15 protein-coding genes are annotated in these 20,632 nt (G+C 66.4%); 6 read left to right on the forward strand and 9 right to left on the reverse strand.

Features of this window, described 5'->3' with window-relative positions:
- Positions 1-278: 278 nt before the first annotated feature.
- Positions 279-1,640: a magnesium transporter gene (gene mgtE, locus ABQZ09_RS03685; RefSeq protein ID WP_039409298.1), complete on the forward strand. Its 1,362-nt coding sequence runs from the start codon at positions 279-281 to the stop codon at positions 1,638-1,640.
- Between the two features lie 161 nt (positions 1,641-1,801).
- Positions 1,802-2,539, forward strand: coding sequence for a carboxylesterase family protein (locus ABQZ09_RS03690; protein WP_349776336.1), 738 nt, complete (start codon positions 1,802-1,804; stop codon positions 2,537-2,539).
- Between the two features lie 147 nt (positions 2,540-2,686).
- Here the strand turns inward: ABQZ09_RS03690 and cydB are convergent, their stop codons facing one another.
- The 6 genes from cydB to ABQZ09_RS03720 all read right to left on the reverse strand — a co-directional run bounded on the left by cydB (position 2,687) and on the right by ABQZ09_RS03720 (position 11,276).
- A complete protein-coding gene (gene cydB / locus ABQZ09_RS03695; protein ID WP_184556473.1) occupies positions 2,687-3,703 on the reverse strand; it encodes a cytochrome d ubiquinol oxidase subunit II in 1,017 nt (338 codons plus the stop codon).
- Positions 3,703-5,103 (reverse strand): cytochrome ubiquinol oxidase subunit I, encoded by a 1,401-nt coding sequence (locus ABQZ09_RS03700; RefSeq protein ID WP_228314159.1) that lies wholly within the window; start codon positions 5,101-5,103, stop codon positions 3,703-3,705. Before ABQZ09_RS03700 ends, cydB begins: the two co-directional genes overlap by 1 nt.
- A 411-nt stretch (positions 5,104-5,514) precedes the next feature.
- Positions 5,515-6,903 (reverse strand): amino acid permease, encoded by a 1,389-nt coding sequence (locus ABQZ09_RS03705; protein WP_039409310.1) that lies wholly within the window; start codon positions 6,901-6,903, stop codon positions 5,515-5,517.
- A gap of 274 nt (positions 6,904-7,177) precedes the next feature.
- Positions 7,178-8,239: a pectate lyase family protein gene (locus ABQZ09_RS03710; RefSeq protein WP_039409313.1), complete on the reverse strand. Its 1,062-nt coding sequence runs from the start codon at positions 8,237-8,239 to the stop codon at positions 7,178-7,180.
- 910 nt (positions 8,240-9,149) lie between these two features.
- Positions 9,150-10,091, reverse strand: coding sequence for a proline iminopeptidase-family hydrolase (locus tag ABQZ09_RS03715; protein WP_228314160.1), 942 nt, complete (start codon positions 10,089-10,091; stop codon positions 9,150-9,152).
- A 420-nt stretch (positions 10,092-10,511) separates the two neighbouring features.
- Positions 10,512-11,276: a LuxR family transcriptional regulator gene (locus tag ABQZ09_RS03720; protein WP_228314161.1), complete on the reverse strand. Its 765-nt coding sequence runs from the start codon at positions 11,274-11,276 to the stop codon at positions 10,512-10,514.
- Positions 11,277-11,460: 184 nt separating this feature from the next.
- On the opposite strand from ABQZ09_RS03720, the gene ABQZ09_RS03725 reads away from it, so the two are divergent.
- From ABQZ09_RS03725 to ABQZ09_RS03740, 4 genes are all read left to right on the forward strand, one after another.
- Positions 11,461-12,843, forward strand: coding sequence for an APC family permease (locus ABQZ09_RS03725; protein WP_228314162.1), 1,383 nt, complete (start codon positions 11,461-11,463; stop codon positions 12,841-12,843).
- A gap of 468 nt (positions 12,844-13,311) precedes the next feature.
- Positions 13,312-14,709 (forward strand): trypsin-like serine peptidase, encoded by a 1,398-nt coding sequence (locus tag ABQZ09_RS03730; RefSeq protein ID WP_349776145.1) that lies wholly within the window; start codon positions 13,312-13,314, stop codon positions 14,707-14,709.
- A gap of 537 nt (positions 14,710-15,246) precedes the next feature.
- Entirely contained in the window at positions 15,247-15,651 is a 405-nt protein-coding gene (locus tag ABQZ09_RS03735) for a hypothetical protein (protein WP_349776146.1), read from the forward strand.
- Between the two features lie 224 nt (positions 15,652-15,875).
- Positions 15,876-16,883 carry an MBL fold metallo-hydrolase gene (locus ABQZ09_RS03740; RefSeq protein WP_349776147.1) on the forward strand — a complete coding sequence of 336 codons (1,008 nt, stop codon included), beginning with the start codon at positions 15,876-15,878 and terminating at the stop codon, positions 16,881-16,883.
- Between the two features lie 48 nt (positions 16,884-16,931).
- Here the strand turns inward: ABQZ09_RS03740 and ABQZ09_RS03745 are convergent, their stop codons facing one another.
- The 3 genes from ABQZ09_RS03745 to ABQZ09_RS03755 all read right to left on the reverse strand — a co-directional run bounded on the left by ABQZ09_RS03745 (position 16,932) and on the right by ABQZ09_RS03755 (position 20,435).
- A complete protein-coding gene (locus ABQZ09_RS03745) occupies positions 16,932-18,449 on the reverse strand; it encodes a tryptophan halogenase family protein (protein ID WP_349776148.1) in 1,518 nt (505 codons plus the stop codon).
- A gap of 176 nt (positions 18,450-18,625) precedes the next feature.
- A complete protein-coding gene (locus tag ABQZ09_RS03750) occupies positions 18,626-19,672 on the reverse strand; it encodes a cupin-like domain-containing protein (RefSeq protein ID WP_039565627.1) in 1,047 nt (348 codons plus the stop codon).
- A 4-nt stretch (positions 19,673-19,676) separates the two neighbouring features.
- Positions 19,677-20,435: a SapC family protein gene (locus ABQZ09_RS03755; RefSeq protein ID WP_228314167.1), complete on the reverse strand. Its 759-nt coding sequence runs from the start codon at positions 20,433-20,435 to the stop codon at positions 19,677-19,679.
- Between the last annotated feature and the right edge of the window lie 197 nt (positions 20,436-20,632).

Raw genomic sequence — 20,632 nt, forward strand, 5'->3', positions numbered from 1 at the left:
TCCCGCGTGCGGGGAAAGTGCCCGCAGGGCGAATGTGGGCGCTGCGTCGATCATCGACCTGGCAATCAATCACCGGTCAATGCTGACAGACCAACTCGGGTTCGTCATGGCTGCATGCAGCGTTTGCCAGGCGCGCCAGCAAGCCGGCAGCGCCCGATCGACCGTCCGCAAGCGCGCCCGCACTGTATGTTTCGTCACCATGCGCAAGCGATAATGCCGTGCTGACCCAGCACCGCGTCTTCCACTGACGGCGCGTCCACTCTTCCGGGGAGCCGCGCATGGCCGAAGCCGTCCGCCACGACAAGACTGCGCGCCAGCTGCGATTGCTGTCCGACGCGCTGGACAGCGGGCGCCTGGGACCAGTGCGCCGGCTGGTCAATACGTTGGCGCCGGCGGAGATCGGCAACCTGCTCGAATCGCTGCCACCCGGCAAGCGTGAAGTGGTGTGGGGGCTGGTCGACCCGGAGGACGATGGCGAGGTGCTGCTGCACGTCGGCGACGAAGTCCGCGAAAGCCTGCTGGCCGACATGGACCCGGACGAGATCGTGGCCGCGGTCGAAGACCTGGACATCGACGATCTGGCCAACCTGGTCGAGGATCTGCCCGACACCGTCATCGACGAAGTGCTCAAGTCGATGGACCGCGAGAACCGCGAACGGCTGGAGCAGGTGCTGTCGTATCCGGAAGACACCGCCGGCCGCCTGATGAACCCGGACGTGGTGACGGTGCGCGCCGACGTCAATGTCGATGTGGTGCTGCGCTACCTGCGCCTGCGCGGCGAGCTGCCCGACCACACCGATCACCTGTATGTGGTGAGCCGACGCCACCAATACCTGGGCCGCGTACCGCTGGCCGCGCTGGTGACCCACGAAGACAGCACGCCGGTCAACCGGCTGATCGACGACGAGCAGCCGGCCATCGATGTAGGCGATGGCGCCGAAGAAGTCGCGCGGCGCTTCTCCGACCACGACTGGATCTCTGCGCCGGTGGTGGACGACAACAACATCCTGCTCGGCCGCATCACCATCGACGACGTGGTCGACATCATCCGCGAGCAGGCCGAACACCAGGCCATGAGTGCGGCCGGTCTGGACGAAGACGAGGACATGTTCAGCCCGGCGCGGCGTGCGTTCCGCCGCCGCCTGATCTGGCTGGGCATCAATCTGTGCACCGCGTTCCTGGCCTCCAGCGTGGTCAGCCGCTTCGAGGGCACCATCGAAAAACTGGTGGCACTGGCGGCGCTGATGCCGATCGTGGCCGGCATGGGCGGCAACGCCGGCACCCAGGTCCTGGCACTGATGGTGCGCGGCCTGGCGCTGGGCCAGATCGGCTCGTCCAACGTGATGACCCTGCTCAAGAAGGAGCTCACCGTCGCATTGATCAACGGCCTGTGCCTGGGCGTGGGGCTTGGATTGATCGTGCTGGCCTGGTTCCGGCAACCGATGCTGTCGCTGGTGATCGGCACTGCGCTGACCGCGAACATGCTCACCGCTGCGTTCGGCGGCGTGCTGGTGCCGGTGACGCTCAAACGCCTGGGCTTCGATCCGGCATTGGCCGGTGGCGTGATCCTGACCACCCTGACCGATGTGATGGGCTTCCTGAGCTTTCTCGGCCTGGCCACCTTGGTGCTGCTGCCGTGAGCGCATGCGCGTGACGCCTGGATGCCGATCGCCGCAGTGCGACGTGCCAGTGCGGGTGCATGCGGTGATACTGCAGCACTGTGATCGATGGGGAGTAGTGCGTGATCGTTCGTTGCCTGGTGGTGGGAATCCTGGCGCTGGTGCTTGCCGGCTGCTCCAGCATGGCTGAGCGCCGGCATGACGGCCGGCACGGCCACTTCGTCACCCGCACCTTGCAGCTGGAGGGCCGGCTGTATCGCTACCAGGTGTTCGTGCCGGCGGCCAGGGCGCCGCAACCACGGCCGATCGTGTTGTTCCTGCACGGCTCGGGCGAACGCGGCGACAACGGCCGCGACCAGGCCGAGGTGGGCCTGGGCCCGTACCTGAGCGAACACGGCGCCGACTTCCCGGCGCTGGTGGTGTTGCCGCAGGTGCCCGAAAACGAAGAATGGCTGGGCATCAATGCGCGCATGGCGATCGCTGCACTGGATGCGGCCAGCACCGAGTTCGCTGCCGACCCGCAACGCACCTACCTCACCGGCATTTCGATGGGCGGCTATGGCGCCTGGGAAATCGGGCTGATGCAGCCGCAGCGGTTTGCCGCAATCGTGCCGATCTGCGGCGCGCTCAAGGCGCCGCGCGATGAGCGCCGCACGCTGTACGTCAGCCTGGTGCTCAAGGAAGCCGACCCGTACACGGCGGCAGTCAGCCAGCTCAGGCACGTGCCGATCTGGACCTTCCATGGCGCCAAGGACACCGCCGTGCCGCCGCACGACGACCGCGCCCTGTATCGCGCGGCCAAGGGCATCGGCGCCAACCTGCGCTACAGCGAATATCCCGAAGGCAGCCACAACGTGTGGGACACGACCTACGCCGACCCGGCCATGTGGACGTGGATGTTCACGCAGCGGCTGCGCTGAACACCGTTGCATGTGAGTCTGGCGCAGGCCGGCGTTGGCCGATCACCCTGCGCCGCCGCGCATGCACACCGCTCCGCTACGTGGTCTGCGCGGCGCCTGTGCCCAGGGATGCGAACGGCCCGCACGCACGGCGTCGAGCGCAGGCCATCAATGGTGGTAGCCGGTGTCGGCGGTGATCTTGCCGCGGAACACGCGATACGACCACACCGTGTAGCCCAGCACCAGCGGCAGCAGCATGACCAGCCCCACCATGGCGAACAGCTGCGATGACGGCGGCGCGGCGGCCTGCCAGAGGGTGTAGACCGGCGGCACCAGGTACGGCCACATGCCCAGCACCAGGCCCAGGAAGCCGAGCACGAACAGGCCCATGGCCAGCAGGAACGGCGGCGTGTCCGCACGCCCGGCATCGCATGAGCGCCACAGCGCATACCCCACCACGGCCACCAGCACCGGCACCGGCAGCAACCACAGGTAATGCGCGCCAGCGAACCAGCGCTCCATCACATGCGACTGCAACGACGGCAGCCAGGCGCTGACCAGGCCGATGAAGATCAGCACGCTGATGGTCAACGGCCGGGTGAGCTGACGTGCGAGCTGCTGCACGTGGCCTTCGGTCTTGAGGATCAGCCAGGTGCTGCCGAGCAAGGCATACCCGAACACCAACGCCGCGCCGGTCAGCATCGCGAACGGGCTGAACCAGCCCCAGATGCCGCCGACATAGCGGTCGTTCTCGATCGGCAAGCCCTGCACCAGCGCGCCGAGGATCACGCCCTGGGCGAAGGCGGCCAGGATCGAGCCACCTGCAAAGGCATTGCTCCACAACCGCCGCGAACGCTGCGCCTTGAAGCGGAACTCGAACGCCACGCCGCGGAACACCAGTGCCATCACCATCAGCAACACCGGCAGGTACAGCGCCGACAGGATCACCGCGTACGCCTTCGGAAACGCCGCCAGCAGCCCTGCCCCGCCCAGCACCAGCCAGGTTTCGTTGCCGTCCCAGATCGGCGCGGCGGTGTTCATCATCAGGTCCAGCTGCTGCTCGTCGCGGCGAAACGGCGCCAGGATGCCGATGCCGAGCACGAAGCCGTCCAGCACCACGTACATCAGCACGCCGAAGCCGATCACCGCAAACCACGCCACCGGCAACACGGTCGTCATGTCCATCATGCAGCTCCGTCGATGGGTGCATCGGCCGCCGACAGCGGGCGCGCCGGCGTGTGCTCGCCATGGTCCAGGTGCGGTGCGTCGGCGTGCGGCGTGGGGCCCTGCTTGCCGATCTTGACCAGGTACCAGATGCCCCAGCCGAACACGAACGCGTACCCGGCCACATAGACCGCCAACGAGATCGCGGTCATCCAGGCCGACTGCGGGCCGACCGCATCGGCGGTGCGCAGCAGCCCGTAGACCACATACGGCTGCCGCCCGATCTCGGTGACGAACCAGCCCGAAATCAGCGCGATGAAGCCGCTTGGCAACATCCAGCGCCAGGTCGCCAGCAACCAGCGCCACTGCACCAGCTTGCCGCGCCACCAGGCGAAGGCCGACACCCAGGCCACCAGCAGCATCAACGAACCGATCCCGACCATGATGCGGAATGCGATGAACACCGGCGTCACCGGCGGGCGCTCGCTTGCCGGCACCGACGTCAGCGGTGCGATGCTGCCGTCCAGGCTATGGGTGAGAATCACACTGCCCAGGCGCGGAATCGCCAGCTCGTAGTCGTTGCGCTCGGCCTGCGCATTGGGCAGCGCAAACACCACCAGCGGGACGCCCTCGCCCGCTTCCTCGGCGTGCCAGTGCGCTTCCATTGCCGCAATCTTCATGGGCTGGTGCTTGAGCGTATTCAAGCCGTGCATGTCGCCGACGAAGATCTGCAGCGGCACGGTGATGGCGGCAAACGCCACCGCCAGCTTGAGCATGCGCAGCCCGGCGTCGCGATGCACGCCGCGATGCAGGTACCACGCCCCCACCGCGCCCACCACGAAGCAGGTGGTGATGAACGAGCCCAGCGCCATATGCGCCAAGCGGTACGGAAACGACGGATTGAAGATGATCTTCACCCAGTCCGCCGGATGCACGATGCCGTTGATCACTTCGTAGCCGGCCGGCGTCTGCAACCAGCTGTTGGAGGAAAGAATCCAGAACGTGGAGATCAAGGTGCCCAGCGCCACCATGCAGGTGGCGAAGAAATGCAGGCGCTCGGACACGCGCCCCCACCCGAACATCATCACGCCCAGGAAGCTGGCTTCGAGAAAGAACGCGGTGAGCACTTCGTAGCTCAACAGCGGGCCGATCACTCCGCCGGCAATGCGGCTCAGCTCCGGCCAGTTGGCGCCGAACTGGAACGCCATCACGATGCCGCTGACCACGCCCATGCCGAACGACACGGCGAAGATCTTCTGCCAGAAAAAATACAGCTCGCGCCACACCGGTCGGCGGGTACGCAGCCAGCGCCATTCCAGAAATGCCAGCAGGCTGGAGAGCCCGATGGTGAATGCCGGAAACAGCACGTGGAACGCGATGACGAACCCGAACTGGATCCGCGACAACAGCAGAGCGTCCATGGAGAGCCCTCCAGGAAAGTGGATAGCGTCAGCGCGCCGATTGCAGATCGATCGCCGGAACTCGCTGCGGTGGCCGATCGCAACCGCCTGCGCTGCACCAGCATGATAGGGACGGTCGCGCCCGTTCCCGATGCGACACGGCGTCGCATCTGCGTCAAAGCGTCGCGCTTGCGCGCCCGTGACGTGCTTTCGGTTGCTCGCCAGCTCTCTTCCTGGCGAAGACGGAAGCGCGCGACGTCGTGTCCGTTGCGCTCGGCCCGGCGCTATCTGCATCGTGCAATGCGCACGTCTGCTTTCCGCCGCGCCAAGCACCCAGGCGCCTGCTCTGGTGGACGCGCGCTTGCGCGCGAAGCGCTCTACCGGTGACGCTCGATCGCGGTCAAGCGCGCTCCCACCACGTGAAGCGCCTGACTAGCGCTGGCGTCGCATCCGTCGTGCGAGCTCGCTGACGACCGCGATGCCGGCCGTCAACGCCACCATCGACAGGAACTGCGCGCGGGTGTCGGGCGAGCTGGCCAGCAGCACGAAGAGCACGGCCAGAATCACCAGGGCCAGCACCGTCAGAGCCGGATAGCCGCGCATGCGGAACGGCAGCGCGATGCCGTCGCGATCGGCGCGCGCGCGCAGGATCAGTTGCGACACCAGCGAAATCGTCCACACCAGCAGGCAGGTGGCACCGACGATGTTGAGCAGCATCGGCAGCACCTTGTTGGGATACAGCATTTCCAGCGCGGCTGCGGCAAAGCCGAACAGCACACTGGCGATCACCGCCACCAGCGGCACCTGCTCGCCACTGGTCCTGGCGAGCAGGCGCGGCGCTTCGCCGCGCTGCGCCAGCGAGAAGATCATGCGCGAGGCGCCGTACAGGTTGGCATTGAGCGCCGACAGCAGCGCCACCACGGCCACCAGGGTGATGGCGGTGGCCGCACCGGGAATGCGCGCCACTTCCAGCACCGCCGCAAACGGCGAGCTCAGCGCCGTGCTGGTCCACGGCACCACCGCCACGATCACGCTGATCGAGCCGATGTAGAACACCAGGATGCGCCAGGCCACGGTGCGAATCGTGCGTGCCAGGCTGCGCCCCGGGTCGGCCGTCTCCGCCGCCGCCACGGCCACGATCTCGGTGCCGCCGAACGCGAACACCACCACCAGCAAGGCCGCGCCCACGCCCGCCAGGCCCTTGGGCGCAAATCCACCGTTCTGGGTGAAATTGGACAGCCCCGGCGAGGTCACACCGGGCAACCAGCCCGCCAGCAAGGCCACGCCGATCAGCAGGAACACCACGATCGCCACGACCTTGAGGATGGCGAACCAGAATTCGAACTCACCAAAATTGCGCACGCCCAACAGATTGATCGCGGTGAACGTGGCCATGAACAGCGAGGCCAGCAGTGGCACCGGCAGGGACGGCCATACCGTTGCCAGCAAGCCCGCTGCGCCAACCGCTTCTGCCGCGATCACCACCACGATCTGCAACCACCACAGCCAGCCCACCGTGGCGCCGGCGGTCGGGCCCATCGCATCGGCCGCATAGACCGAAAAAGCGCCGCTGGCCGGCTTGGCGGCCGCCATCTCGCCCAGCGCATTCATCACGATGATCACCAGCGCCCCGGCAATCAGGTAGGACACCAGCACCGCCGGCCCCGCCGCATGGATGCCGACCCCCGAACCCAGAAACAGCCCGGCGCCGATCGCCGTGCCCAGGCCCATCATCATCAATTGCCGGGGTTTGAGCGCATGCCGCAGGGCAGGCGCGGCGGTCGAAGCGTTCTGGGCAACAGGATCGTTCGGAAGCGACATGGACGGGATTTGAGAAGTGGCAGCGCGACACGATACCGCGTCGCGGCGCCCGCCGCGCCTCTTGACGGCATGCCAGCGACCGGGGTGCGGGGCGCTGCTGCACTGCACCTTGCATCGACGTCCCGACCGGATCCACGCGGGATCGGGAACCGGCGCCTCGCCGGCATGCGCTACGCCCCCGATCTGCGCCCGGTCACGGCACGGCGGACGGCGGCGCTGGACAGACAAATCCCCGGGCAGGCCGGGGATCTGTCACTGCAGTACCGCGCGAACGTTACTCCGCCAGATTCTTGCCGGCGCCGGCGGTGGCAATCACCTTGGCCTTGACCTGTGCGGCCGGGGTGACGGTGTAGATGTAGCCCAGCGATTCCGGGAACACCTTGGAGCTGACCCAGTTGGTGGCATTGGCGTACGGCTTGCTGCCGTCCGGGGTGCCCCAGGTGATGCCGCTGCCGACGTAGTTGTTGATCAGGTCCCAGTAGCCGATCTCGCTGCTGTCGCGCGAGGTGACCGGGTTCTTGATGTTCTCGAAGTAGTTCGACTCGATCTTCGCCACGCCACCCATGCGCACGTTGATGCCGGACGTGAACACATTGTTGAAGTAGTTGTTGTAGATGTGGCTCAAGCCGCGGCGCTGCAACGGCACGCGCGACTCGACGTTTTCGAAGCGGTTGTGGTGGTAGGTGGTACGTGCGGCCGAGTTCTTGGTGTCGCTGTCGCTGTAGCCGTTGAGCGCGACCTTTTGATAGTTGTAGACGTAGTTGTAGGACACGGTGACGTGGTGTACGCCCTTCTTCATGTCGATGCCGCCATCGAAGGAGGCATCGCCGGCGCCGGAGCACTTGGTCAACGAGGCGAACACGGTGTTGTGGTCCACCCAGATCCTGGACGGCTCGCCGCTGGAGTTGCCTTCCAGCGAAATCGAATCGGCATCCTCGCCCCCTTGCAGCAGGCCAATGGTCATGTTCTGGATGATCACGTTGTGCGCGTTGCCCACCACGCGCAAGCCGAAGTTCGCCGCCGAGCCGTTCGCCCCCTTGATGGTGACATCGCTCTTGTTCTTGATCTGCACGGTCTTGGCTGGCAGCTTCCACTGCGCACACACGTCCTTGATAGTGCCGAAGTCGAACTTGCCGGTGTAGTTGAGTACCAGCCCGCCGCTACCGGAATAACTGTCGATAGCCGCCTGCATCGCCTCGAAGGTGGCGACATTGACCGGTGTCTTGTTGCCGCCGCCGGTGGTGGCGGCACCGTACCCGACCGGGCCGGCGATGGCGCCTGCTGCGCACGTGGACAGCGCAAGCGCGAGTGCGCCCTGGAGCATCTTGCTAATCATGCAGCCTCTCCCAAAGAAGTCGATAAGCGATGCGTGCCGTCTGCGCAGTGGCGACGACAACAACAAAGCGGGCGTGGGGGCCGCATTCTTCGCGCGATTTAAAACATAAAACAATTATCCATCTTTGAAAGTTTGACGCACCACGGTGTTCTCTTTGCAGGACATGCAAAAGAGACAGCAAGGGACAGGCAGGACAGGACACCGCTGCAGCAACGGCTGCTGTAACGCGAGCGATTGCCTGCAGCGCTTATCGGCAGTGCAGATGCGACTGCAGCATCCTCAACCGCTGAAGCTGGCACAGCTGGCAACACGGCCGGAGCACACCGCGGTGCTGCACTGCCGCGCAACCTTCACCAGCACGCACGTCGATGGATGTGCCATGCAGCCGGCGTGGATGCGTTCGACATCACCAGATCCAATCGGTGACGATGCAGAAGGACCGCTTTTTTTTGCGACAGGCGCGCGCGACAGCATGGGTCCGGCACCACCGCTGTGGAGCTGTCGGCATGAGGCTGCACCGGACGAGGGACGCAGGCGGCCGGCGCTCGATCCGAACCGCCGTTCAATCATGCACACAGCCGCTGGGGCGCAGGCCACAGCATCAGGCAGCCCGGATACGGCCCGACCGCCAGAGGCCGAGTGGCACCCAGACTGGAGTCTTGATCGGTGAACGTGCGCGCGTTGCAGGTGGCGTGATCACTGCAGCGTCAAACGCAGCGCAACCAGCGGACGCCCAAGGCCGCCGGTCCGCCGCTGACCGATGCACTTGTGCCAGGCGCACCACACGATTGACCCGAGATGCCAGCAACACATGTGGATGCCGATGTCATGTTTGCGGCCGCGCACCGACGCCGACGGCGCTGTTTACCGTGCTGCCCACCAAAGGCGCGCCAACGGTTGGTGCAGCCACTCACACCGCGCGACTGGCCAGTGCCGGCTCATGGGCAAGTTCGCCACCCGGCCAGGGCGTATGGTCCTCCAGGAAATCGCCCACCAGGCGCATGCAGGCGATGCGTTCTTCCACATGCGGCATGTGGCTGGAGTTGGCGAATACATGCCAGCGCGCATCGGGAATCAGGCGCGCATACGGCTCGACGGTTTCCGGCGTGGCCTCGTCATACCTGCCCGACAGCACCAGCGTCGGCACCGTGATGCGATGCAGGCGCTCGATGATGCTCCAGTTGCGCAGGCTGCCCACCACATGGAATTCGGTCGGGCCGTTCATGGCGTGGTACACCGTCGGGTCGGCATCGATGGCGGCAAAGGTGCGCGCCACCTCGTCGGGCCACGGGACGATGCGGCACACATGCTGCGCGTAGAACACCTGGCTGGCCGCGCGGTAGGCCGGGTGATCCAGCGTGCCGGCCGCTTCATGTTCGTCCAGCGCGGCCTGGACCTGCTCCGGCAAGCCGGCGCGCAGGCGCAGGGCCGCCGCGCGCCACAGGCCCATCGATGCCGGCGAATTGGCGATTACCAATGCACGCAACCCACCGGGACGACGCACCGCATGTTCGGCGGCCAGCATGCCGCCCCACGACTGGCCCAGCAAGGCGTATTGCGACAGCCCCAGGTGGTCGATCAGCGTCTGCAATTCATCCAGAAACAGCCCCACGCTCCAGAAGCCCGGGTCGGCATTGGGCAGGTGCGTCGAACGGCCGTTGCCGAGCTGGTCGTAATGAATCACCGCGCGGCCGCCGGCGGCCAGGTCCTTGAAGCTGTCGACATAGTCGTGCGTGCAGCCGGGCCCACCGTGCACGATCACCAATGGACAGGCATCGCTGCGCAGGTCACCGGTGATGCGGTACCAGGTGCGATAGCCGCGAAATTCGACATAACCTTCGGTGGACTGCATGACCTGCGCCTGCTTACGGCAATGATGAGCGCCGAGCCTAGCGAGCGGCACGTCGCGGGTTAACTGGCAAATCTCACAGGTTTATGCGGTCGTGCCACCCTCGCAGTCAGGCGGGCACGCGCCAGGTGGGCAGGCTACAGAGACCGGAGCCGGGAGCGGCGATGCAGCCAGGCGATTGCGCGCGTCGATCGGCCTGCATGTGTTCTGCATAAATTAGCGATCGCCGCGTGTGCTCCACTAGAGCGGATATGCGCCTCGCGCCAGCTGCCTGGGGCCGCCGCTCGCCACACGGCAGCTGGGCCTGGCGCTGCGCACGTGGGCCACCGCAGGCCAGCTGCGCTGCGCACGCCCGCGTGCATCAATCAGTGGACTTTGCGCTGCCGCGTTCAGCCGGAACGCCGTACGCATCCGCTCAACCGCTCAGGGCTCCAGCAACCGATAGTGCATGCCGCGCACCACCGCCTCGACGCGGTTGCGCGCGCCCAGCTTGCGCGCGGCCGAGTTCAGATGCAGGTTCACCGTCGCCGTGGAGCGATTGAGCGCAGCGGCGATGCTCTTGGCAGTCAGCCCCCTGGCCGAATACTGCAGGCACTCGCGCTCGCGCCGGGTCAGTGCGATGTGGTGGCAGCGGCGCTCCTGCGGGTCCAGCAACTCCTGCGCGCGCGCCTGGAAGGCATGGGCCAGCAACAGGAAGGGCGACAGCTGCGCCTCTGCCAGGCGTGGCGCTTCGGCGGCCACCGCATCCACCGCACCGCTGAAGGTCGCAAATGCGCCGCCAGGCAGGTGCAGCGGCACGGTGACACCGGTTGCCATGCCGCTATCGCACAGGTAACGCGTGACCTGGCGGTGCTGCGCGCCAACGTATTCCACCCCGTCCCTGTCGCCATCGGTGCGATACGACCACACGAACGGCGTGGTCCGTCGCGTGGCACGCTGCTGGACCGGGTCATGCTGGTAGTAGCCGTGTTCGCACCACACGTGCTGCATGTCGCCCGGCGCATTGCGCTGCATGAACACTGTCGGAGTGATCAGCGCGCCTTCCATGCTGAGCGGCACTGGCGCGTAGTCGTACACCAGCGACTGGAAACCCAGCGCGCAGACGTCGCTGAACGCCCGGTCCAGACAGGCGTTGAGCGTGTGCAGTGCCTGCAGGTCACGGCCCAGGCTGGCCAGAGTGTCGAACATGGGGGTCCTTCGAGGCGAGTGACGCCGCTGGATGACATCCAGCACGGAAAACCTAGCACTTTTACCAATGGATGGGCTTGCCGGCCACATTATCGTCACAATGCCGGTCACACGGCTGCAGTGCCGCAGCAACATCGCCGTGCCCTCGCTTGCACCCAACGGCCCTCTCCTAGCGGACACCTGCATGACCGACTCACCCCGCCGCGACGATGCGGCCACGCTGGAACGCTTCGGCTACGCCCAGGAACTCAAACGCCAGCTCACGCTGAAGGATCTGCTGATCTACGGCCTGGTGTTCATGGTGCCGACGGCGCCGTTCTCGATCTTCGGCGGGGTGTTCGACATCAGCGCGGGCATGGTGCCGCTGACGTACCTGGTCGGATTCGTGGCGATGCTGTTCACCGCGTTGAGTTATCAGCAGATGTCGCAGGCGTTTCCGGTGGCCGGTTCGGTGTACGCCTATGTCGGCCGAGGCTTGCACAGCGGCATGGGCTTTCTGGCCGGCTGGGCGATCCTGCTGGATTACCTGCTGGTGCCGACGCTGCTCTACGTGATCGGTGCCAATGCGATGCACACTGTACTGCCGGCGGTGCCGCAGCCGGCCTGGATCGCGTTCTTCGTCGTGCTCAATACCGTGGTCAACCTGCGCGGCATCGAAACCACCGCGCGAGCCAACCGTTTTTTCCTGTTGGCGCAGCTGGTGGTGCTGGCGATTTTCGTGGTGCTGGCCACGCTGGCCATCCAGCGTGGTGTCAACGGCGCGCACTGGAATCTGCGCCCGTTCTACAACCCGCATGCATTTTCGCCGCAACTGATCTTCAGCGCGTTATCGGTGGCGGTGGTGTCGTTTCTCGGCTTCGATGCGATTTCCACCTTGTCGGAGGAGGCCCGCGGCGGCCATCGCGTGGTCGGCCGTGCCACGCTGCTGGCGCTGGTATTGGTCGCGGGCCTGTTCGTGCTGCAGACCTGGCTAGCCGCGCTGCTGCAGCCTCACCTGCAGCGCTATCCCAGCGCGCAGGCGTCCAACGATGCGTTCTTCGAGATCGGACGGCTGGTTGCAGGGCCATGGCTGCAGATCGTCATCGCGCTGACAGTGGCCATCAGTGCCGCGATCGCCAACTCACTGGTGGCGCAGGCGGCAACCTCGCGGCTGTTGTTTGCAATGGCGCGCGACCGCCAGTTGCCGGCGTTCCTGCGCTATATCCACCCACGCACCGGCGTGCCGCAGCGCGCCATCGTGTTGGTGGCGGCGCTGAGCATGGTCTTGGGCGAAGTGTTCGTCGGCCAGATCGCGTTGCTGTCGTCGTTGTGCAATGTCGGCGCGTTGACCGCATTCGTGCTGCTGCATGTCGCGGTGCTCTGGCACTTTCGTCGGCAAGGCAGGCGTGTGCTGCACGGGGCGGTGCCGTTGATCGGCATCGTGATCCTGGCGTACGTACTGATCAACGCCGACCCTCACGCGCAACTTGGCGGCACCGCGTGGATGGTGGTGGGGCTGACGGTTCTGGCCTTTCTGAAAATCAGCGGTCGCTCGACCGAATTCCGCGCCAGCGACGCGCTGGAATAGCGGCCGCTGCGCTGCGGCGCCGACGCACCGGCTCGCTGGCGTGGTGCGGTGCGCTGCGCGCGCCCGAGGCGCAGGAGCGCCAACCAAACCATCCTGGCGTTGCCTGCACTCGGCCCGCGTTTGCCGTGCTGCGGGCGTGCTGCTGCACGACACGACACTACGAGTTTGCAAGTGCAGGCGCACTGCATTCGCCTTGCAAGCATGATGATCCACCTTCCGCTGGAGCAGCCACGCGCGAAGCCGACGCGCGTGCGTCCTACTCGTTTGAGTGTCACGCGCACAACGTGTGCGCTGCGCCCGATCGCTGCATGCAAAGGGATGCTAATTTTATTGACTGTCGATCTCCGAACGAGATTTTCAGCACATATTCAGCTTTAAACATTCGCTAGTCTCGTTCCGCGCCACCGATGGCGCCGCAGCTGCCGGCCCCCGCCGCCGCCTGCCGTTCCCTGACGAGAAGGACTACCCATGATTCGCAAGAATGCGTTGTATTTCGCGCTGCTCTCTGCCGTTTCCAGCGCCGCACTGGCCGCGCCGCCCACCGAGATGGATGCCGCACCGGTCAGCACTGCGCCGCAGGCCGCCAAGCTCGGCGCAGCCACGCTGCAGTCGGCAAGCCTGCGCGGCGGCATCCTGCCCACACAGGTGGCGCAGCTGGCCGCACCCAGCAGCAAGGAACTCGGCAGCGTGCGTGAACGACGCATTGCGCAGGTCAAGCACGGCCAGCCGCTGCAGATCGGCTTTTCGCGCGCGGTTGCACAGCCGCTGGTGCACCTGGCCAAGCTCGATTGGCAGATGGCCGGCGACGGCTCACGCGTGGCAACCCTGAAGCTCGGCTCTGCACAGGCCGCCTCGCTGCGCGCGGCACTGGTCTTGCGCGGTGCCGGTGCAACGCCGGGTGATCCGTCCCGGGTGACGCTGCGCTTTGCCGGCGACGATGGCCGCGTGTTCGAGCAATCCGGCGCCAGCTTCACCGGCACCGGCGATGCCATCGGCTGGTCGCCGACCGTGAGCGGCGAACACCTGCTGGTGGAGCTGTCATTGCCGGCCGGCCTGTATCCGGAAAACTTCAGCCTGAGCATTCCGCAGCTGTCGCATCTGGACATCAGCCCCACCGCCAGCCCGCGCGACATGATGACTATTGCCATTGGCGAGAGCGATTCCTGCCAGAACGACATCGTGTGCCGCGCCAACCCCACCACGGGCTTCACCAGCGCCGCCAAGGCGGTGGCGCGCATGGTGTTCACCACCAGCCAGGGTTCGTTCCTGTGCACCGGCACCCTGCTCAACAACACCAATACGCCCAAGCGCAACCTGTTCTGGACCGCCGCGCATTGCATCAGCACCCAGACCGTGGCCAATACGCTGCAGACCTATTGGTTTTACGACGCGGCCAGCTGCAACGGCAACACCGCCAGTTCGCAGGCCACCACGCTGACCGGCGGCGCGTTCCTGCGCCATGCCAACACCACGCGCGATACCGCGCTGCTGGAGCTGAAGACCGCACCGCCCAGCGGTGCGTTCTACGCGGCCTGGAACAGCGCCGCCATCGGCTCGACCGGGACCTCGATCGTGGGCATCCATCACCCCTCCGGCGACGTCAAGAAGTATTCACTGGGCACGGTCACCGGGTTGAACACGTCCATCGACGGCCAGAGCCCGTTCTATCGCGTTGTCTGGAACGATGGTGTCACCGAAGGCGGCTCGTCCGGCTCGGGTCTGTTCACCATCGCCAGCGGCGGTGCGTATCAGCTGCGCGGCGGCCTGTATGGCGGCTATTCGTACTGCACCGCGCAGACCGATCCTGATTACTACTCGCGCTTCTCGGACGTGTACTCGTCGATCTCCACCTTCTTCGGGCAGTAAGCACGCGCGATGCGTGGCAGGCGCCCTGTCGCCTGCCACGTTGGTCCACATGCACCCCTGGCTGGCGCATGTCAGCACGCGAGCACGATGCAGCCTGCGGCCCAATGCCTTCAGAGCACGCGAGCGAGGGCAGATCGCGACCTGCGGCGTCGTCACTGCGCGACGGTGATCTATCGCGCCTGCGGTGCGGCATCTCGAAAAGCGGCGGCACTCTCTACAACGCATGCGGCCCTCTTCCCCGGCCGTTCGGTAGGGGGCACTGCGATCCAGCAAGAAAGCGCGCTCACCGGGATGGTGCCCAGACCAGACCTACCCCCGACAACGCCGTCAGCATCGCGATCAATGGGCAGCACGGCAGCTGCGCTGCGGGTTGCCGAGCGCGCGGCTACACGTGCGTCACGGTGGCGCCAGCGGCATTGGTGGTGCTGCCCGATGCGCAACGCGGTCACTTGCGGCTCGCGGCCTCAACGCGATGCACCGCTGCAACAGGCCATCAGGATCGGGCAGACTTGGGGTTTGTTCGCGGAGAGATGCCCCATGCCGTTTCATCGTCATCGCCACGTAGCGTGGATCGCTGCACTGGCAACACTGACATTGCAGGGCAACGCACTGGCAGCAGGCAAACCGGCCAACCCGGACGAGGTCAAGGCCTATGCGTTGCAGCGCTGCCTGGACAACAACTACGTGCGCAGCGGCAAGTATGCGCAGGACCAGTTGCGCGACCGCTCGTACCTGCTGACCACCTACGCAATGGACAATGCCAAGGCCGGGGCGACCGATCGCCTGCAACGATTCGTGGATGCCAGCACCGCAGAGTTCGATCGCAGCGAAGTGCCGATGAAGGACGAAGCACGCCGCGGCCCGTTCAACGCCATCTTTGCGCGTTGCATGGGCTTCTACCGCTCACCCGCACTAGCCGACTTCATCGCTCGCCAGCTGTGAGCGGGTCGCCGTGGTGCACCGCGCAGCGCAAGGTGCCGCTGGCCCGCGCTGCTGCAGCCAGACCGCCCGCCGGCCCTCATCACCCACGCCCGCCCGCTCGCACCCGCGGCGTGTTGCATCTGCTGTATCGGCACCGGCCACGCCGCTGCCCGGGCGGGCGCACCGCGATGGCGGCGCGGCACCACTCCCGGCACACTCCCCCCTCCGGCGCCCAGGGAATTGTCATGTCCGAGCCTGTTCCGCATTGCTCCCGTCGCGCGGTGCTGCAGCTGACACTGTCCGCAGGGCTGTTGACCGCCATCAGCCCGCTCGCGGCGGCGTCCACATCCGGCGCCAGCCACGCGCGTGCCAGCGGCAGTGCGGCAGCCCCCGCGCCGTTTCCGGCCAAGGGCAGCGTGCTGGTGTTGCTGGGCACCAAGGGCGGGCCAACACCATCGCCACTGCGCGCAGCGGCGGCCAATGCGCTGGTGATCGACGGGCAGCCCTACCTCATCGACTGCGGCAATGGCGTGGTGCAGCAATTGGCCAAGGCCGGCATCCGGCTGCCGGCATTGCGCGATGTCTTTCTCACCCACCATCACTCCGATCACAACGCCGACCTGCTCAACGTGGTGTGGCTGGCCTGGGCCAGCGGCCTGCAGACACCGGTGCATCTCTACGGGCCGCCGGGAATCGCCAGGATGGTGGATGCGTTTGTCGAGATGAACGCGATCGACATCGACGCGCGCATCCGCGAGGAAGGCCGCCCACCGTTCAAGCAGCTCATCCAGGTGCACGAGTTCGATCAGCCCGGCACGGTCTTGCAGAACGACCAGGTCACCGTGACCGCGACCGTAGTGGACCATTACACGCTCAAGCCGGCCTTTGCCTACCGCTTCGCCGCGCGCGACCGCACGGTGGTGTTTTCCGGCGACACGCGTTACCTGCCTGCGCTGGCGGCGTTTGCCGAGGACGCCGACATCCTGGTGCACGAGGTGATGTACCTGCCCGCACTGGAAAGGATGCTCAAGACCAACGACAACGCGCCCAGCTTGCTCGACCATCTGCTCAAGAGCCATTCCACCAGCGAAGAGGTCGGAAAGATCGCCGCGGCTGCCCGTGCACGGCAGCTGGTGCTCACGCACTTCGTGCCCGGCGGCGACCCGACCATCACCGATGCGATGTGGAGCGAGGGCGCGCGCAAGCACTACAGCGGGCCGATCGTGGTGGGCACCGACCTGATGCGGCTGTAGCGCAACGGTGGCCTGGCAATCGGCAAGCCACGCGCTGCACGACGCGGGCTAGGCCATGGCCGGCTTGCGCGCCCCCCAGATCTCCGGCCTGGCCTGGCAATAGCGTTCGATGAAGGCCTGCTGCGAAGGAAACTGATCCACCGCATGCCGGATCGGCTGCGCGATGCCGTTGAGCAGGCCTTGCAGATCCTGGTCGGAAAAGGCGCGCGTCAGCGGGTGGTGCTGTTCCGGCATCAGGCCCTGCCCCATGAGCACATGCGTCCAGGAATCGACGCGGAACAATTCATCTGCGGCCTGCCAGGCATGCGCCCGTTCGCGCCACGCGCGCAGGCGCAGTGCCAGCGACTCGGGCAGTTCCATCTCCCGGCATTGCTGCCATAGCGGCTCGGCGCGCCGGGTGGCGTGGTAGTGCAAGGTGACGAAGTCGCGCACGTGCTCCATCTCGGCGCGGCTGACGTCGTTGAACAACTGCACCTGCGATGGCGCGATGCCCTCTGCCGGAAACAGCGTCAGCAGCCGCACCACCGCAGAGATGGTGAGGTGGATGCTGGTCGACTCCAGCGGCTCGATGAAGCCGCTGGCCAGGCCCAGCGACACCACGTTCTTGTTCCATGCCTTGAGCCGGCGGCCGGTGCGGAACGGCACCATCCAGGGGTCTTTCACCGCCGGGGCGGCAACATCGCGCAGCAGCTTGGCGTGGGCCTCGTCGTCGGACAGGTGGCGGCTGGAGAACACCAGGCCGTTGCCGACCCGGTGCTGCAACGGGATATGCCAGCGCCAGCCGGCTTCGTGCGCAATGGCGCGGGTGTACGGCACCGGCGGGCCGAGCGCTTCGGTCTGCACCGCCACGGCGCGGTCGCACGGCAGCCAATGGCTCCAGTCTTCGTAGCCGGTATGCAGCGTCTGCTCGATCAACAGCCCCCGGAACCCGCTGCAGTCGATGAATAAATCGCCAGCAAGGGCCTGGCCGTCTTCCAGCACCAGGCTGGCGACATCGCCACTGTCCGGATGTTGCGTCACCTGCTGGATCCTGCCTTCGATCCGCTGCACGCCGCAGGCCTCGCTGCGGGTGCGCAGGAAGCGCGCGTACAGCGCCGCATCCAGGTGATACGCGTAATTGACCGCCGGCTCGCGCGGCAACGCAAACCGGTCCTCGCGCGAGGCGACGGTCTCCAGGCAGTAGTCGCCAAAGCTGCTGCGCATGCCGCGGCGCTGGCTCTCCAGCCACAGATGATGGAACGCGCACACCAGGGTGCTCTGCCCGGTGATGCCGAACGGGTGGATGTACCGCTCGCCCTGGCGCAGCCAATGTTCGAAAGAGATCGACAACTTGAAGGTGCCGGCCACCTCGCGCAGAAATTCCTGTTCGTCGATCTGCAGGAAGCGATGGAAGGTCCGAATCGGCGGCACCGTCGATTCGCCCACGCCCACGGTGCCGATCTGCTCGGACTCGATCAGGGTGATGTCGAGCAGGTTGCGGAACTGATGCGACAGCGCACATGCAGCGATCCAGCCGGCGGTACCGCCGCCGGCGATGACGACCTTGCGAATTTGAGCCTGGGTCACTGCGAACTCCCGTGGATGGATAAGAGGTGGCTGAGGCGATGCAGGGCATCAAGGTGGCTGCAGCAGCCGGTGCGCAGGCCGCTGACGCCGGGTCCAGCACGCGCTTGCGACGCTGCCTGCTCTTCCGGCAGGACGACCGATTGCCTGACCGCCTGCATGCAGGACGACACCGCCCGTCAGCGGTTGAGCCTGCCGATCAGCATGGCGCGCAACTGGCGCGCCAGGATCGGATCGATGGGCCCCAGCGCCTGCCGCGCCTGCTCGGGCAGATGCGCACCGGCGCGTTCCGCAGGCCCGAACACGTAGTAATCGAACAACGCGCGCCATGCGTCCTTTTCCGCGGCCGGGCGGTCGCGGATGGCCCACAGGGCGTGGTACAGCGCCGGCATCGCGGCGGGCAGCTGCGCGGGCGCGCTGCTCCACCAGTAATTGACCAGCACATTGAACGGCTGCAGCGATTGCACGTGATGCCACCACATGCCGGGAATGAACAGGGCATCACCCGGTTCCAGCACCGTGGTGCGCGCATGCGCCAGCGCCTGCGCGAAGCGTGGGTAGCGCTGCAGATCTGGGTTGGCGACATCCACCATGCTCACCACCTGGCCGCCGGGCGTGGGCTCGAGCGGCCCCGGGTACAGGTTGGCGACCTGCTCGGGCGGAAACAGGGTGAAGCGGCGCTGCCCCACCGCGCAGCAGGCCAGGTTGTCGGGCGCGTCGTAATGGCAGGAGGCAATGACGCGATTGCCGATCCAGATGCTCGGCTGCACGGCGATGCCGCCGGCGGCAACCGCCAGGTCGTTGTGCGCGCGCAGTCCGGGCAGGTGAGCGTCGATGGGCAGCGAGGCCAGGTAGTACGTCGGCGGCTGCGGGTCATCGCGATGCGCGGCAATGGCATCCAGCAAGGCGCTGATGCTGCCGCGCCGTACCTCGAAGTTCAGTGCGCTGCAGTCGTCGGCGTAGAACGGCCGGCCGGCAATCTCCGGTCCGCCGTAGGAGTACTGCAAGGTGCGTCCGTCATCGTGCGCGCGCAGCTGCGCCATGGCCTGCTCCGGGCTGCGCAGGCCGGCCTGCACCAGCGACCAGTCGCGTGCGAGGCCACGCAATACCACCGGCTCGGCTGCTGCGCAGAGCGCGGCCAGCGGCAAGGCGTCGGGCCGGCAGTCGTTGCGCTCGGCAATGCCGGCGATCGCTGCAGCGGGCGGATGCAAGACAGCGGCGGTCATGCGATCAGGCGTATGCAGCAGCAGGCGCGGCATGCGCCTGCTGCAGACGGCGCTGCTTCTCGGCCATCAGCCGGCGCAGGTTGTACTGCGATGCCAGCATCAGGAACGCACCCTCCAGATAGCCGGCCTGGTGCAGCTGGTGCAGCGCCTGCGCATCGAGCGCGGCAAGCCGTTCGCGGTCGACGGCAAACAGGCCGTCCAGCTGCGCGGCGTGGGTCGCGTCCAGCGCCACGTCCAGGCGCACGGGCTGGATCAGACCGAGCGCATCGAACGCCGCGGCCATGGCCTGCCCGGCATCCACGCCCTCGCGGATGCCGCGCAGCACGCCGATGATGTGGTCCAGGTAGGGGCTATGGCCGCCCTGTGGCAGGAACACCGCCTCGCCTTCGCTGCGGCTGACGCGCGGATGTTCCAGGTCGATGTGGATCACCGGCTCCTGCACCAGCGCACCGTCGATGCGCTGCTCCTGGAAGCCGATCAGAAACGGGCCCTTGGCCACGATGCCGGGCAGATAGTTGGCGTTCCAGCGCCCTTCCTGCAGGAACAGGTTTTCGTCCTGGGTAAAGCCCAGCAAGGCCACGGACTGGTAGCCGCTGCCGGCGGGGTCCTTGCGGAAAAACAGCGGGTACTCGCGCTGCAGGTCGGCGTATTCGGTCACGAATGCGGGGACCAGGCCAATGGCATCACCGAACTCGGGGCCGAAGCGCAGGATGACGCGCAGGTCGTGATGCGTCACGTTGTTGAGTACGGCGTATCGCGTCATCTGGTACTCCGGCAGGCATCCATCGGCGCACTGCAGTGGGAAAGGGATCGATCGCACGCCCGGCGCGCCTGCGAACGCCGAGCATTGCCAAAAACCAGGAGGCCGGCAAGCCGCAGGGCAGCATGCGCGATGCGCGAGCGAATGCCCGCGCATCGCGTTGGGGCTGCTTGCATCCGCCCTGCAGCCACACGACTGCG

It is taken from the genome of Xanthomonas sp. WHRI 6106 (genome assembly GCF_040202405.1).
GTDB lineage: Bacteria > Pseudomonadota > Gammaproteobacteria > Xanthomonadales > Xanthomonadaceae > Xanthomonas > Xanthomonas cannabis.